A 14,757-nucleotide genomic window follows, 5' to 3' on the forward strand; every position below is an offset into this window, starting at 1 on the left:
CAACGCGTGTGGGAAGCAGCAGCAATTCACCTTCGCGCAAGCGCGAGGTTTCCGGCAGGCCGTTGGCTTCGGCCAACGCTTCGGCGCCAAGGCCAAGCCGCGCTGCCATAGCCCCAATCGTGTCGTTTTCCTGCGCGACGGCGACTTGGTAATTGGGATACGAGATCACGCCGCGGGCGTCTGGCTCTGGGCGCGAGGCTGTCGGCTGCGCCGCAGAATCGGTCACCGGGTCACCATTGATCAAATCAAACCCGCCCGGAAGCGACAGGCTACTGCACCCGGCCACGGTCCCGATCACCGCAAGCAACGCAAGCCGCGATAGGGCGGCGCGTGTGCGATGGGACAGCGTGGGGGTAATTTGCCCCGTGAGGATGGCGTTGGTCATTGCTCTTGCCTCGGCATGCCCCGGTCTGCGCCGGGGTTGGGTTTCATTCATCGCCAAGCCCTTCGACCAATGGCACAAAGCGCACTGGTCCAAGCTCGTCATAGTCTAGCCCATCTTCGGTGCGCGACACCTTGATAAGGGTTTGCACAGTGTCAGATTGGCCCACTGGAACCACCATGATACCGCCCACACGCAACTGCGCCAAGAGGGGGCCGGGTGGATCCTCGGCTGCGGCGGTCACAAGAATGCGGTCAAACGGGGCCTGCCCGGGCAGGCCATGTGATCCGTCGCCGGTAAACACCGTGATGTTGTGCATATCAAGCGCCTGAAACCGTGCTTGTGCTGCATCAGTCAGGCGGCGAAACCGGTCGATCGTGTAAACGCGCCGCGCGAGTTTACTGAGCACCGCCGCCTGATAGCCCGACCCGGTCCCGATTTCCAAAACAGTGTCACGTGGACCGACGCGAAGTGCCTGGCTCATCAACCCAACGACAGACGGCTGGCTGATGGTCTGGCCGCATTCAATGGGCAGCGGCATGTCGTCATGGGACCGGTCCAAAAACGTGCCGCGAATGAAGGCTGACCTATCCGTCGTTTCCAGCGCGGTCAGAACCCGTTCATCGGTTATCCCTTTTGAGCGCAGCGTGAAGACGAACTGCGCCAAGCGTTCGTCAGGCTCGTTCATTCCAGTCGATCCTTCAGATCTTTAAGTGTTTCATGGGCTGTGAGATCAGCACGCAGGGGGGTCACGGTGATGTAACCGGCCACATTTTCGGCCACATCCGTGCCCGGTTCGGCCTCTACCGATTGTGCGGCGCCGCGCACCCACAAAAACCGCCGACCAGATGGTGCGAGATGTGGCTCAACCGTGAAAAAGGTGTTCGGGCGGAACCCTTGGCGCGTGACCTTCAGCCCCGCAACGTCATCGCCGGCCACCGGCGGGAAGTTGACGTTGTAGAACAGGCGATAGTCGGCGTCATCCCAGATGCCCTTGTCCAGCAGTGTTCGCACAGTCGAGGCGCCGTGCTTTGCCGCCGCATTGAACGGATCATCCAGAGTTTGGGTTGCTGGGCCCATGAATTGTGACATTGCGATGGCTGGCAATCCTTGCAAGGCGGCTTCCATCGCGCCACCGACTGTGCCGGAATAGACAACGTTCTCGCCTGAATTGTTGCCCCGGTTCACACCTGACAGAATCAGGTCCGGCGCTTTGCCTTTCAGAACATCGTGCACGCCAGCCAAAACGCAGTCGGCGGGGGACCCTTCGGCCGCGAAACGGCGGGGGCCAAGTTCTGCGATCATCGTCGGGTGTGTGTAGCTGATGGCGTGGCCGACCCCCGATTGCTCGAACGCAGGTGCAACGGTCCACACCTCGCCAGTGGGGCCGGCGATTTCCGCGGCAATCGCTTCCAGAATTTTGAGACCCGGCGCATTTATGCCGTCATCGTTGGTTACGAGAATTCGCATGGGTCACTCCGACGCGGGTTGGGTTCCCGCCCGTGTTAGTCCGTTGCCCGGTCGCGGTAAAGCGCACTGGCAGGGGCGGCCTTCGTGCATGCTTGGCCCGTGGCAAGTATGCCGCGCGCCAAAGGAAAGTCATGCGCCTTATGCCAACAGCGCGCTGCATAGGCGCGCCGCTTCGTCCGCAGGGGACGCCAACACATCGCGATCTTCACCGGGGTAGAACCGGGCGCGGGTCGCCGTTGCCAGCGGGGCAGGAGTTTGAATAACCACGGTCGGACCTGTCTTGGCGGTCTCGGCCTGCCAACTGCGGGCCAAAACCATCTGCGCAGCCTTGCTGGCGCCATAGGTGCCCAGAAACTTGCCACTGGATTGGGGGTCGTCAAAGAACACGGCTTTCGCATCTGCGCTCTTGCCCAATAGCGGCGCGATATAGGCGATCAAGCGCTGCGTGGCGTTTGTGTTTACGTTGATGCTTTTGGTCCAGTCCTTGGCGTCGATGAACGGCACCGGTGTTAACGGGGCGGCATGAATAGCGGCATGTACCCAAATCGCGACGCCGCCCCAACGGTCGTGAATGGAACGGCACATGTGCTGCATCGCCCCATCGTCAGTGATGTCCAGCGGTGCAAGCGTTGCGCTTCCGCCGATCTGTTTGATCCGGTCGTCCAATTCTTCCAACCCGCCAGTGGTGCGGGCAACTGCCATGACATGGTGCCCATGGCGGGCCAGTTCCAGCGCATAGGCTGCACCAAGCCCGCGCGAAGCGCCGGTTACAAGGACGGGGAGGGCGGTTAATTTAGCATCGGTCATGCGCCCGTTTAGGCGCGGCATGACCGCCAGCGCAAGTAGGGATGCTTGACAATGGGCCATGTTCCGCGAAAAACGGCGATATAAACATGAGACTCCAAAGGAAATGCCCATGACACGCCAGATGACCCTGACACAGGCCGTTCTGCCCACCGATAGCTGGTTTGCCAAACTCGCATTGGTGCTGGCTGGCTCGTTCCTTGTGGCCGTAAGCGCACGCGCCGAAGTGCCGATGTTCCCAGTTCCGATGTCGCTGCAAACTCTGGCGATTTCGCTGATCGGCCTCACCTATGGTGCGCGTCTGGCCGGGGCCACGCTGCTTGCCTATCTCGCGCAAGGCGCTGTCGGGCTTCCCGTGTTCGCCGGTGGCGGCGCAGGCGTTGCCTACATGATGGGGCCAACAGGCGGCTATCTTTTGGGTTTCGTCGGCATGGCATGGCTGACAGGCCTGATGGTTGAGCGCGGCTTTGGGCGCGGCCTGCCACGGTTGGTGGTTGCGGCGCTTGTTCCTGCGACCCTGTTGTTCGTGCCGGGCGTTGCGTGGCTCTGGGCCGTTACACCGCTTGACCTGAACGGCGCGATTGCCGCTGGTATGCTGCCATTCCTTTTGGGCGGCGTTGTGAAATCTGCTGTCGCCGCGATGATCGCAGCGGGCGGTTGGCAAGCGCTGCGTAGCCAGAAGTAATCTTCGGCACTGTGCCGGAAAGAGATTGGGTCGCCCTTCCGGGCGGCCTTTTTTTTGAACCGACCCCGCCGGAATAGGTGCCGCTGCCGTACGAGGTCTTGCCTTGCGCCGCAGCTTTGGGGCATGTGGCGACATGGTAAAAACCGCAGCATTTTCCTGCACCGCTTGCGGTGCGAGCCACACCAAATGGTCTGGACGCTGCGAAGCGTGCGGTGCTTGGAATATGGTCGTGGAAGATAAACCGCTGACCTCGGGACCTGGACGCAGCGCCGGATTGGTCAAAGGTCGAACTGTCCCGCTTGTTTCACTCGCCGCGACCGAAGCACCGCCCGCACGCACCGAAAGCCGTGTGGCGGAGCTTGATCGTGTCCTTGGCGGAGGGTTGGTCCCTGCGTCTGCCACCCTTGTGGGCGGCGATCCCGGCATCGGAAAGTCCACGTTGTTGTTGCAAGCCGCTGCCGCGTTCAGTCGGCGCGGGCTTCGTGCGGTTTACGTTTCCGGTGAAGAGGCCAGTGCCCAAGTGCGGATGCGTGCGCAAAGGTTGGGTCTTGCGGATGCGAATGTCAGTTTGGCGGCGGAAACCAATCTGCGCGATATCCTCACCACTCTAGAAGCCGAAGCGCCGGATTTGGTGATCGTTGATTCGATCCAAACCATGTGGCTGGACACGGTCGATAGCGCACCCGGATCGGTCAGTCAGGTGCGGGCCGCCGCCCATGAATTGACGACCTTTGCCAAGCGGCGTGGCATCGCTGTCTTCCTTGTGGGGCACGTCACCAAAGACGGACAGATCGCGGGCCCGCGCGTGGTTGAGCATATGGTCGATACAGTGCTCTATTTCGAAGGCGAGCGTGGGCATCCGTTCCGCATTTTGCGCGCCGTCAAGAACCGCTTTGGGCCTGCCGATGAAATCGGTGTGTTCGAAATGACAAGCAATGGTCTGGCCCAGGTTGCAAACCCGTCAGCCCTGTTTCTCGCAGATCGGGGCGACCCGGCACCGGGGTCGGCGGTATTTGCAGGGATCGAAGGAACGCGACCGCTGCTTTGCGAGTTTCAGGCGCTGATCGCGCCTGCCCCCCATGGCACCCCCCGCCGGTCCGTTGTTGGATGGGATGGCAGCCGACTTGCCATGATCCTTGCGGTGTTGGAATCTCGGGCAGGTATCCCGTTTGCTGGGCTGGATGTGTATCTAAATGTGGCGGGCGGGCTTCGCGTGACCGAACCGGCGGCCGACCTTGCAGTCGCGGCGGCGCTTTTGTCGGCCCGGGAAGATGTGGCATTGCCTGCCGAAACCGTAGTTTTTGGCGAAATCAGCCTGTCTGGAGCAATCAGACCTGTCTCGCAGGCGGAAAACAGGTTGAAAGAGGCGGAGAAACTTGGTTTTTCCAAAGCGATCGTGCCCAAAGGGGGCAAGGCTGCTTCGCAATCGTCGATGACGCTGTCCCCTCAGGTCGATCTGACCGGCTTTGTCGGTGATTTTTTCGGTGCCGGTTAGCGGCTTAAGGGAGTGACGCGTATGGACGGGTTCACCATTATCGATGGGGTGGTGGCTGCCGTCATCGTGGTTTCAGCGCTTCTGGCTTATTCGCGCGGCTTTGTCCGCGAGGGGATGGCCATTGTTGGCTGGATTGCAGCCGCCGTGCTGGCATTTCTGTTTGCGGGCCGGGCAGAGCCTTTGGTCAAGGAAATCCCCTATGTAGGTGATTTTCTGAGGGGTTCTTGTGAGTTGTCGATCATCGCCGCCTTCTCGGTCGTGTTCGCCATTGCCCTTGTCGTCGTATCGCTATTCACGCCATTGTTTTCCACGGTCGTCCAAAGGTCGGCCCTTGGCGGGCTGGATCAAGGAGCAGGGTTCATTTTCGGTGCGCTGCGAGGGATCGCCCTTATCGCGATTGCGATGGTGGTTTATGACCGCGTGGTTGCCGGCGATCCGGTTGCGATGATCGAAGAAAGCCGCACGGCACAGGTGTTTTCCGGTATGCAGGACGACATCGACGGGTGGGTTCCTGAAGATGCACCCGGCTGGATATTGTTGCGCTACGAGGAACTCGTGGGCACCTGTGGGTCCGATACCTGACGTTAAGTCGCCCTTAGACGTTTTCATGTGATCGTTTCGTGACACTCCGTTTGTTTGGGTCTATGTGTCGAGCCGACCGCAACGGAATCGGAGCACGCGCCTGTGACGCACGATCCCCGCCCCGCAAGGCAATGCCCCAACGGCCCAAAACGACCTGCTTCTTTGGCGGCGCTTCCGCGTCATCCATTCGAAGCTGTCGGTGACGACAAACTCCGCGAAGAGTGCGGTGTTTTTGGCGTGATTGGCACATCAGAGGCGGCGAATTTCGTCGCGCTTGGTCTGCATGCGCTTCAACATCGCGGCCAGGAGGCTGGCGGTATCGTCACCCACCATGCCGAGCAGGGGTTCAATTCGGTTCGGCGCTTTGGCTACATCCGAGACAGCTTTACAAAGCAGTCTGTGATGGACCAGTTGCCCGGCGATGTTGCGATTGGCCATGTGCGATATTCCACCGCCGGATCAAAGGGCAACACCCAGATCCGCGATGTGCAGCCCTTCTTCGGCGAGTTTTCCATGGGGGGCGCGGCGATTGCCCATAATGGGAACATCACCAACGCCGATGCGCTCCGCCGAGAGTTGATTGAGCGTGGGTCTATTTTTCAAAGCAGTTCCGACAGCGAATGCATTGTGCATTTGATGGCCCGGTCGCTGCAGCGTGACATCCCGGAACGCATGAAAGACGCGCTGCGCCGGGTTGAGGGCGCGTTTTCGGTCGTTGCAATGACCCGAACCAAGCTGATCGGTGTGCGTGACCCGTTAGGTGTTCGCCCGCTCGTGCTTGGCAAGGTTGGCGATGGATATGCGTTGTCGTCTGAAACATGTGCGCTCGACATAATCGGTGCCGAGCTGATCCGCGAAATTGAGCCGGGCGAGATGGTCGTCATCAGCGACGAAGGCGTCACGAGCTACTTCCCGTTTGATCGCGCCAAGGGCCGGTTCTGCATCTTTGAGCATGTGTATTTCTCGCGCCCAGATTCGATCATTGGTGGCCGCTCTGTGTATGAAACGCGCCGTGCAATCGGTGTTGAGCTGGCCCGCGAAGCGCCTGTGGATGCGGATTTGGTAATTCCAATCCCAGACAGTGGAACGCCAGCCGCGGTTGGCTTTGCCGCCGAAAGCGGGCTGCCGTTTGCCCTTGGGATCACGCGCAACCAATATATGGGACGCACGTTTATCGAGCCGACAGAACAGATCCGTAATATGGGTGTGCGTCTCAAGCTGAACGTGAACCGTGCTTTGGTCGAAGGGCGCAGGGTTATCTTGGTGGATGACAGCGTTGTGCGCGGAACCACCAGCCGCAAGATCAAAGAAATGGTGCTCGATGCCGGTGCCGCAGAAGTACATTTCCGCATCGCCAGCCCACCCACGTCGTGGCCGTGTTTTTACGGTGTCGACACGCCAGAACGGTCCAAACTTCTGGCGGCGACCATGTCTGAAGAAGAGATGCGGCTCTATCTAGGGGTCGATAGCTTGCGCTTCATCTCATTGGATGGGTTGTATCGGGCCGTTGGTGAGGAAAATGGCAGAAACGCGGAACGCCCTCAGTATTGCGACGCGTGCTTCTCGGGCGACTATCCTGTAAGGCCTTCCGACATGATGGCGCGCGGTTTCGAACTGAAAGCTGCCGAATAAGGCTGAATATGTCTTCCAGAAAGTGGCCCGCGCCCTAGCGACATGCGCTCGCGTGTCTGCTTGTCACGCTCGGGAGCGCAAGGGATAACGCCTTGAATCTTTCGTTATCCAAGGAGTTTGCCATGATCGGTCGTTTGAACCATGTTGCCATTGCGGTGCCAGATCTTGAGGCCGCGATGGCTCAGTATCGCGATGCCCTCGGGGCCAATGTCGGGGCCCCGCAGGACGAACCCGATCACGGCGTGACGGTTGTGTTTATCGAATTGCCGAATACCAAGATCGAATTACTTTACCCATTGGGTGATGATAGCCCGATCAACGGCTTTTTGGAGAAGAACCCTTCAGGTGGCATCCACCACGTCTGCTATGAGGTGGACGATATCATCGTTGCGAGAGATCACTTGAAAGCCTCTGGCGCGCGTGTTCTGGGGAGCGGTGAGCCAAAAATTGGTGCCCATGGCAAACCCGTTTTGTTCCTGCATCCAAAGGACTTCAACGGGTGTCTTGTAGAGCTGGAGCAAGTGTAAACTTGCTTGGAAAGGTAAGATCATGAATGTGTCATCCGGCTTTGTGCTGTTCGCCGTCATCTGGTTCATGGTGTTCTTCGTGGTCTTACCGCTGCGGCTGAAAACGCAAGGCGAGGATGGTAACATCGTCCCTGGCACCCATTCCTCGGCCCCTGCCGATCCACAGATGTGGCGGCGGGCGAAGTTAACAACGATCTGGGCGATTGGGTTGTGGATATTGATTGGCGGTACGATCATGTCGGGCGCGATATCTGTGCGAGACATCGACATATTGAACCGTATGGGGCCACCTTCGTCGGTAGACGTGAATTAAAATCTGCACAGCGGTCTTACACCGTACTGCAAATACGCCACAAAAAAAGGCACCCAACCGGGTGCCTTTTATTCACAACCGACAGGCTAGGATCTAGCCTTTCTTGCGCCGCATAGCGGCAAGGCCACCAACGCCAGCAATCAACATCCAACCTGCGGCAGGAAGAGGAACCGTTGGTGTCGGGTTGCCCGGACCACTACCATCTGTGGTCAATGTCGATTTTCCAAGCGCGACGAGCCAACCGTCGTTGTTAACGTCAATGTCGATCTCAACGATCAGGCCTGTTGCGATATCGTCATAGAAGTTCGCGCCAAGCACGAACTCGGTGAACGCGAAAACACCGTTTGCACCTGCGAGCGACCCAAGCAGAACCCGTGTCATGCCGTCATAGGCATAGATGTTGTCAACTTCCCCATCGGCTGCGTCGACATCGTGCGCGCTGATATTAAGGCTTGCGGACGTGATAGGACCCGCAATCGCGCCATGCGTCCAGCCCCAATCCTCGCTTGCGCCCCGACGATAGGGGGAAAAGTTCTCGTCACCAACTGTCGGGACGAAAAACCCTGTTGGTGCTTGTATGGTGTCCACAGCAGCGTTTGCAGCGGTTCCAGCAGCTACAGCTAACACAGCTGCTGTTGCAATGGTTTTCAAATGATACATTAAAAGTCTCCTCCTGAGAAACAAGACACAAAAATTGTCGTCCGCGCAGAAATTAACATAAAGTTTACCGTTATGGGAACAAAAGTATAGTTAACGGCTAAAAAGTATAGAAAACCTGACGTATGGGAATGAAATTCCAGAAAATAGTAGTTTACCTAGGGTTGCGCGAGAGGCGGTGAACAACGTGTGTGAACATCGCAGCGCCGAGAATCGGTACAAAAAGATTCAAAACTGGCACCGTCAAAGGAATCGCCATCAAGGCTCCTGCGAGCCAGATTTGCCCACTGTTTCGGCGTCGTAATTTGCGGGCTGCTGCTTCATCCATCCTGCGGATTGCGACCAACTGGAAGTACTCTCGTCCCAGCAGGAACCCGTTCAAACCCCAGAAGATGACCGGCGCGAGGGGCGCAAAAATCAGGTACAGAACTAACGCACAAAGGTTTGCGACGATCATCAGGCCAAGGAACCGGAATGTGTCGGCGACCGCTGATAAGAAGGGTTGCCGACGTACTGGCCCCGCACCGGGATAGTGGCGCGCTTCGACCGCATCGGCGACATCATCCAGAAACAATCCGGTAAAAGCTGACGCCACAGGAACCATCAATACGACCGACAAGGCCAACACGCCAAGGACTGATACTCCCGACGCGATGTTATCGAGGAACCCGATCTCACCGACCCATGGCAGCGATATGCTTTCCGGGATCAGGGCCGCGACCAACCAACCCGCACCGATCGCTGCCCCGACCAACAAAAGCAGAGTCAGTCCGAGCCCCAGAAACAGAACGCGGCGAAAGGCCGGGTCACCGATTTGCCCGACGGCACGAAAGAGATCAGACAGGATCACTCTGTGTGCCAGTTTGTGATGGTTGCAAGGTCCGGCCGCGGCCGTTCAGGTGGAATGCTGGTTTCGCTGCCAATATGCATAAACCCTGCAACGGTTTCGCCCTTTGCCAAGCCAAGGCCGCGCTTGCAGAAGTCAGGATCATGCGCGCCCCATCCGGTCAGCCAGTTCGCCCCCCAGCCCGAAGCCAAAGCTGCATTCAGCAGCGCCAGACACGCTGCACCGGCAGAATGGACCTGTTCGATCTCTGGGATTTTTTCCGACGCTTTGGGCGAACTGACCACCACCACACAGCAACCCGAGCGGGTGAACTGATCTGTCATTTTTCCGATCTGGTCTGGCGCGCGGCCCTGTGCGGTTCCAATTTCCTGGGCAAGGGCGGCAAGCCGCATGGGCGCGGCGCCGGTCAGCACGATAAAGCGCCATGGTTCCAGTTTTCCGTGGTCCGGCGTGCGAGCGGCTGCCGTCAGGATCGGCATCAATTCATCCCGGTCAGGCCATGGGGCCGCCAGCGTTTTTGCGGGCCGTGAGCGCCGCGTCAGCAGAAATTCGAGCGCGGCTGGGTTTGGATCTGGCATGAGTTTCTCCGCGGTGAGTTGGGTCTGGTGCTGACTTGTGTCATTCTGATCCAGTGTTCAAGGAGGCAACGATGAACCGCGCGCCCGGTGCAGTCGAAAGCGGCGGCATGATTGCTGTGCGTGTCACGCCCCGTGCCTCGCGCGCGCGGCTTGGACCGGGCCGTGCAACGGGGGATCCATTGCTGGCCTACGTCACTGTCCCGCCGGAGGGCGGAAAAGCCAACATCGCTGTCCAGAAGCTACTCGCGGCACATCTTGGGGTTGAAAATCGCGGTTGACGCTGGTGCGAGGTTCCAAGAGCCGCGACAAGGTTTTTCGGCTGGACTGACTTTCAGGTTCGGTCGGCTTTTCCGCCACCGCCCATGCGGTACACGCCTTCGGGCAGATTCAATGCTGCGGCAAAGTCGCGGACTTGCCCCATTGTGAATGTGATGCGGATCACATCATCGCGGCGTGGATCGTACTGTTCGATGGTGACGCAATCTTCAAACGCGTGAACGGTGATGTCTTCTGAAAGCGGCGCTGCGCTGTCATCGACTAGGGTGACGACGGTGGCGTCAAAATCGTGCTCGATAGAGAACATGGGCGCTGACCTTGTGCTGCATTTGCAACCCCACGCTAGGCCAAGGGTGCGATGGCTTAAAGGGGGCCTTTGCATTCCAAACGGCGCACTCTGCGACGGTGCAGCGCATACAGGGCAGGTGCAAGCGCGGCTTCATATACCAGCGCGGCAATGTGGCGAATGCCGGGAAGTCCAACAATGCGGGCAAGGGGGCGATATCGCGGCATTCGGGCCCACATTGTCAAGAATGCGTCGGTGCCTGACAATAGCTTGCCGTCTTCGATCACGTGAAGCCGTCGGGCCGCGTCTTCGGGGGTCAGGTTCCATTGTGCCAATTGAACGGTATTCAGGTCATCAAATCGCAGCGGAAGACCCCGCGCGGTGCTGTACCGTCGGTAAAGTTCAATTTCGCGCGAGCAGATCGGGCAACTCGCATTGTAGATTACGGTGGTGTCTGGCGTCATCGCCCTTACATAGAGTGCCATGACAGAAAGCAAATCGCGACGGACGGAGTGGTGCATGCAAAGGGCGCGACTGATCGGGTTGGGGGCAATGTTGGTGTTGATGGCAGGGTGTGCGACCACGACGCCGCGCCCGGTCGAAACGCAAGCACAGTCAGGTCGGGCGTCTCGCGTCCCGGATGGTGCTGTGCTGCCCTTCGCGCAGGTCGTGCAACGTGTAGAACCGGTAGCCGAGGCTCTGTGCCGAAACCGTGGAAATGTCAGAGATTGTGATTTCCGGATTATCTTTGATGATCGTCCCGGCGTCCCCGCGAACGCGTATCAAACACGGGACGAGAATGGCAGACCACTTTTGATCGTGACAGGCCCATTGCTGCGCGAGACGCAAAGCGCCCACGAACTGGCCTTTGTTCTGGGGCACGAAGCCGCGCACCATATCGAGGGGCATCTTGACCGGCAGCAAGCCAGCGCAGTCTGGGGCGCGGTGTTGATTGGGTCTGTGGTGGCCGCATCCGGCGGCGATATCGGGTCCATTGAAGCGGCACAAAGGCTGGGCGCCCAAGCCGGGTCGCGGGTCTTTTCCAAGGATTTTGAGCTGGAAGCCGACGCATTGGGCACAATAATAGCGGCGCGTTCAGGATTCGATCCTGTGCAGGGCGCCGAGTTTTTTGCCCGCATTCCCGATCCCGGTGATGTATTTTTGGGCACTCATCCGCCCAATGCACAGCGTCAGCGCGTTGTTCGCGAGGTGGCTTCCCAGTTGCAGTGATGCCTTGATCTGCATCAAGGCGGCACCGGGTCGAAGCAGGTTGTCGTTGTTCGGTAAAACGACGGAGACGACGATGACCTGCCATCCCCCAAAGCCGCTTGGCGACGCAACAACCCATTACTGGCTGGTGCAAGACATGGCACGCGCCGCCGGTGTCGATCTTGCCGCCGAAGTGGAATCAGGCAACCTGACCACCGAAAACTGGTCGAATATGGTTCAGCGATGTCGTGGCTGTGCGTGGGAGCGCGACGGCGGGTGCAGTCGATGGATGGCCGCGCAAGAAACTGACGACCCGATTGATGTGCCCAGCTTGTGCGAAAATGTCGAAACATTTGCCAAACTGCGAATGCCCGCCGCCGAATAAGCCCTTAGCTTAGCGTCAATCGATGCGGGATGGGCAAAGGCTTAGCCGTGGATCGGCAGAACGTGATGGCATGGTGCGGGCGTCGAACTGTTTGGGCGTCGATCTGGTCGCCGCACGAGATGCGCCTTTCCGACGGCGCATGCGCAATCCGATGGCCACACAGGATGGTGCGACGCAAAAAGTTCAGTCAGAAATGCGCCAAGTTTGAAGCTGTGCAGCAGGTTTGCCCCGATCAGACAAGCCGCCGCGATATTCCGCAAGTAGAAGTCACGCCTTCGCATCAATCGGCGCAAACACAACGCGATATCTGCGCCTGCATAGATCAGGACCCTAGGAACTTGGCTATGCCAAAGGCCGTCGGCATCCACGCGGTGTGATGCACCTTCGACGGGTCAAAGAGGTTCAGCATCTTCATTTCGTGACAGTGGGGACGGTGGGTAAATGTGTCACCCAGCTTACGTCCTGCACAATTCAGTTTAAAACCGGTGCTCGTGCCGCAACAAAGCGCTGTGTCACAACCCGCGCATATCCAGAAAATCACCCCTCAAACGCCGAATGACCGGTATCAGCTTGATCGAGCGCTGTGGCACGAACGGTCAGACTGAGCGCCTACTGTCCCGATATTTGGCCCCAAAGGTCGTAATCCCCGGCTTCGTCCACATTTACCGTCACAAGGTCCCCGGGTTTTAGCCCTTCGTGCCCTTCGTCAATGAACAGGTTGCCATCGATTTCAGGGGCATCTGCCATCGTGCGGCATGTGGCGGCATCGTCTTCAACCAGATCAACAAGGACCTGCATCCGCGTGCCGACCTTTGCTTCCAATTTGGCGGCAGAAATAGCCTGCGACTTTTCCATGAACCGGTTCCAGCGGTCTTGCTTGATTTCGTCGGGAACATGATTGGGCAGGGCATTCGCTCGCGCTCCTGCCACGTTCTCATACTGGAAACAGCCGACCCGGTCGAGCTTGGCTTCATCCAGCCAGTCGAGCAGCGTCTGGAATTCGGCTTCGGTTTCGCTGGGGTACCCAACGATGAAAGTCGATCGCAGCGTGATGTCGGGGCAAACGCTGCGCCACGCTGCGATCTCGTCCAAGGTGCGCGCGCTGGCCGCTGGGCGTGCCATGCGTTTGAGAACGTCGGGATGCGCATGCTGAAACGGAATGTCCAAATATGGCAAAACGCCGTTGGCCGGATCCGCCATCAGCGGGATCATGTCGCGCACATGGGGGTAGGGGTAAACATAATGCAGACGCACCCATGCGCCGAGGCTACCCAAATCGCGCGCCAGATCGGTTATCGGCGCCTTTGTGGGGCGATCTTTCCAATCGGTGCCATAAGCAGATGTATCCTGACTGATGACCAGCAATTCGCGCACGCCTGCCTGAACCAGTTTTTCAGCTTCGCGCATGACGGCAGCAACGGGACGGCTGTTCAAGCGTCCGCGCATGTCCGGGATCACACAGAACTTGCAGGCATGGTTGCAGCCCTCTGAAATCTTCAGATAGCTGTAGTGGCGCGGTGTCAGGGTGACTGCTTGTGCAGGAAGTAGATCGACAAACGGATCGGGCCTGGGCGGTACTGCGGTATGCACGGCATCCAGAACTTGTTCGTATTGATGTGGACCTGTCACGGCCAGCACCCGCGGGTGTGCGCCAGTGATATAATCAGGCTCTGCCCCTAGACATCCGGTGACAATGACGCGCCCGTTTTCGCGCAGGGCCTCGCCGATAGCATCCAGACTTTCGGCCTTGGCACTATCCAGGAAGCCGCATGTGTTCACCACCACAGCATCAGCGCCCGCATAATCCGCACTGATCGCATAGCCTTCGGCGCGTAGACGGGTCAAAATCCGTTCGCTGTCGACCAGTGCCTTTGGGCAGCCAAGGCTGACCATGCCAATGGTCGGCTGACCGGGGCGTTTGTCACGCGGCAACTGCACCTTGGGCGCAAGATCGGGGCGGAGATTCGGCGGGTTGATATCCATCACGTGCCTTTACACCAGCATGAAGGGTGGATGAAGAGCATAGGATTTCCCGGATGGGGCGACGTCAGGCAAAAACTCAGATCTAAAGGGTTTTTGTGTCCCCTTTGATGCAGCGGCTTAAGGGAAAGACGCAGCCTCTTTTTTCGGCGTGTGTGCGTAACGTGCCATTGTTCGCTGTTTAGGTCAGAATAGAAGCCCTTGAAACTCTCGTTTCGTCGCGACCGCGCCTCTCTACCCGGCAAGTTTCGGGCTGCCTGACACAAGACAACCCGATCCGACACGCGTATATCGCGGTGGCTCAATCCCCAATCTTCGGTCGATTTTACCGGCGGCGGTCACGCCGTGCGCTCATGGGCTGGAACGCCACGCCCACATGGGCTTCGCAATAGGGCTTGCCTTGCTCGACGGGCAGACCGCAAAACCAGAAATTTGGCGTTGCAGGATCGCCGATTGGCCATTTGCACGTGCGCTCTGTCAGTTCCATGAGCGATAGCTTCTTGGCGCGCTTTTCCACCTCGCGCTGCGACGCGAGTGCCTCTGGGCTGATCTCGTTCGCAGAGGGCTGCGGTGGAAGTGGCTGACCGGCCGGGATAATCTGGCGACGGTTGGTGGGCTGAACCACTTTTACCGGTACGCTTTCCACGGG

At 58.7% G+C, this 14,757-nt stretch carries 19 protein-coding genes and 1 pseudogene; 9 read left to right on the plus strand and 11 right to left on the minus strand.

The genetic code is table 11. From position 1 onward, the window contains the following. The 4 genes from E2L05_RS18345 to E2L05_RS18360 all read right to left on the minus strand — a co-directional run. On the minus strand, positions 1-385 hold a 385-nt coding region (locus E2L05_RS18345), incomplete at its 3' end, for a LysM peptidoglycan-binding domain-containing protein (RefSeq protein WP_341776762.1). A gap of 43 nt (positions 386-428) precedes the next feature. Beyond that, positions 429-1,070 (minus strand): protein-L-isoaspartate(D-aspartate) O-methyltransferase, encoded by a 642-nt coding sequence (locus E2L05_RS18350; RefSeq protein WP_133344273.1) that lies wholly within the window; start codon positions 1,068-1,070, stop codon positions 429-431. Further along, positions 1,067-1,852 (minus strand): 5'/3'-nucleotidase SurE, encoded by a 786-nt coding sequence (gene surE, locus E2L05_RS18355; protein WP_133344275.1) that lies wholly within the window; start codon positions 1,850-1,852, stop codon positions 1,067-1,069. The genes E2L05_RS18350 and surE overlap by 4 nt, the downstream gene beginning before the upstream one ends. 138 nt (positions 1,853-1,990) lie before the next feature. Continuing rightward, complete coding sequence (locus tag E2L05_RS18360) at positions 1,991-2,659, minus strand: SDR family NAD(P)-dependent oxidoreductase (RefSeq protein WP_133344299.1); 669 nt, start codon at positions 2,657-2,659, stop codon at positions 1,991-1,993. 109 nt (positions 2,660-2,768) lie between these two features. Between E2L05_RS18360 and E2L05_RS18365 the strand changes: the two genes are divergently transcribed. From E2L05_RS18365 to E2L05_RS18390, 6 genes are all read left to right on the plus strand, one after another. Beyond that, complete coding sequence (locus tag E2L05_RS18365) at positions 2,769-3,341, plus strand: biotin transporter BioY (protein ID WP_243722053.1); 573 nt, start codon at positions 2,769-2,771, stop codon at positions 3,339-3,341. Positions 3,342-3,474: 133 nt separating this feature from the next. Further along, complete coding sequence (gene radA / locus E2L05_RS18370) at positions 3,475-4,836, plus strand: DNA repair protein RadA (RefSeq protein ID WP_133344277.1); 1,362 nt, start codon at positions 3,475-3,477, stop codon at positions 4,834-4,836. A gap of 21 nt (positions 4,837-4,857) precedes the next feature. Beyond that, positions 4,858-5,418, plus strand: a complete 561-nt coding sequence (locus E2L05_RS18375; RefSeq protein ID WP_133344279.1) for a CvpA family protein — start codon at positions 4,858-4,860, stop codon at positions 5,416-5,418. 162 nt (positions 5,419-5,580) lie between these two features. Continuing rightward, a complete protein-coding gene (purF, locus tag E2L05_RS18380; protein WP_133344303.1) occupies positions 5,581-7,050 on the plus strand; it encodes an amidophosphoribosyltransferase in 1,470 nt (489 codons plus the stop codon). Between the two features lie 122 nt (positions 7,051-7,172). Continuing rightward, positions 7,173-7,577: a methylmalonyl-CoA epimerase gene (gene mce / locus E2L05_RS18385; protein ID WP_133344281.1), complete on the plus strand. Its 405-nt coding sequence runs from the start codon at positions 7,173-7,175 to the stop codon at positions 7,575-7,577. A 22-nt stretch (positions 7,578-7,599) separates the two neighbouring features. Further along, a complete protein-coding gene (locus E2L05_RS18390; RefSeq protein WP_133344283.1) occupies positions 7,600-7,890 on the plus strand; it encodes a DUF1467 family protein in 291 nt (96 codons plus the stop codon). A gap of 93 nt (positions 7,891-7,983) precedes the next feature. Here E2L05_RS18390 and E2L05_RS21185 read toward each other — a convergent pair whose 3' ends face one another. The 3 genes from E2L05_RS21185 to E2L05_RS18405 form a co-directional block, all read right to left on the minus strand. Then, the gene (locus E2L05_RS21185) at positions 7,984-8,550 is read right to left on the minus strand and encodes a VPLPA-CTERM sorting domain-containing protein (RefSeq protein WP_243722054.1); all 567 of its coding nucleotides are present in this window, start codon (positions 8,548-8,550) and stop codon (positions 7,984-7,986) included. Positions 8,551-8,701: 151 nt separating this feature from the next. Next, positions 8,702-9,394: an EI24 domain-containing protein gene (locus E2L05_RS18400; RefSeq protein WP_208016280.1), complete on the minus strand. Its 693-nt coding sequence runs from the start codon at positions 9,392-9,394 to the stop codon at positions 8,702-8,704. After that, entirely contained in the window at positions 9,394-9,972 is a 579-nt protein-coding gene (locus E2L05_RS18405) for a nitroreductase family protein (RefSeq protein ID WP_133344287.1), read from the minus strand. Before E2L05_RS18405 ends, E2L05_RS18400 begins: the two co-directional genes overlap by 1 nt. A 71-nt stretch (positions 9,973-10,043) precedes the next feature. Here E2L05_RS18405 and E2L05_RS18410 point away from each other — a divergent pair. Continuing rightward, positions 10,044-10,300: pseudogene (locus E2L05_RS18410) on the plus strand (DUF167 domain-containing protein). A gap of 3 nt (positions 10,301-10,303) precedes the next feature. Here the strand turns inward: E2L05_RS18410 and E2L05_RS18415 are convergent. Then, positions 10,304-10,555, minus strand: coding sequence for a hypothetical protein (locus E2L05_RS18415; RefSeq protein ID WP_133344289.1), 252 nt, complete (start codon positions 10,553-10,555; stop codon positions 10,304-10,306). A gap of 56 nt (positions 10,556-10,611) precedes the next feature. Next, a complete protein-coding gene (locus tag E2L05_RS18420; RefSeq protein ID WP_243722055.1) occupies positions 10,612-11,019 on the minus strand; it encodes a thiol-disulfide oxidoreductase DCC family protein in 408 nt (135 codons plus the stop codon). 34 nt (positions 11,020-11,053) lie between these two features. On the opposite strand from E2L05_RS18420, the gene E2L05_RS18425 reads away from it, so the two are divergent. Beyond that, the gene (locus E2L05_RS18425; protein ID WP_133344293.1) at positions 11,054-11,764 is read left to right on the plus strand and encodes a M48 family metallopeptidase; all 711 of its coding nucleotides are present in this window, start codon (positions 11,054-11,056) and stop codon (positions 11,762-11,764) included. A 73-nt stretch (positions 11,765-11,837) separates the two neighbouring features. Continuing rightward, a complete protein-coding gene (locus E2L05_RS18430) occupies positions 11,838-12,128 on the plus strand; it encodes a DUF6455 family protein (RefSeq protein WP_133344295.1) in 291 nt (96 codons plus the stop codon). 609 nt (positions 12,129-12,737) lie between these two features. Here E2L05_RS18430 and rimO read toward each other — a convergent pair. Beyond that, positions 12,738-14,111, minus strand: coding sequence for a 30S ribosomal protein S12 methylthiotransferase RimO (gene rimO / locus E2L05_RS18435; RefSeq protein ID WP_133344297.1), 1,374 nt, complete (start codon positions 14,109-14,111; stop codon positions 12,738-12,740). Positions 14,112-14,433: 322 nt separating this feature from the next. Then, positions 14,434-14,757 (minus strand): GcrA family cell cycle regulator (locus E2L05_RS18440; RefSeq protein WP_279512645.1); only part of this gene is annotated, 324 nt, incomplete at its 5' end.

Source organism: Meridianimarinicoccus aquatilis (assembly GCF_004358675.1).
Lineage (GTDB): Bacteria > Pseudomonadota > Alphaproteobacteria > Rhodobacterales > Rhodobacteraceae > Meridianimarinicoccus > Meridianimarinicoccus aquatilis.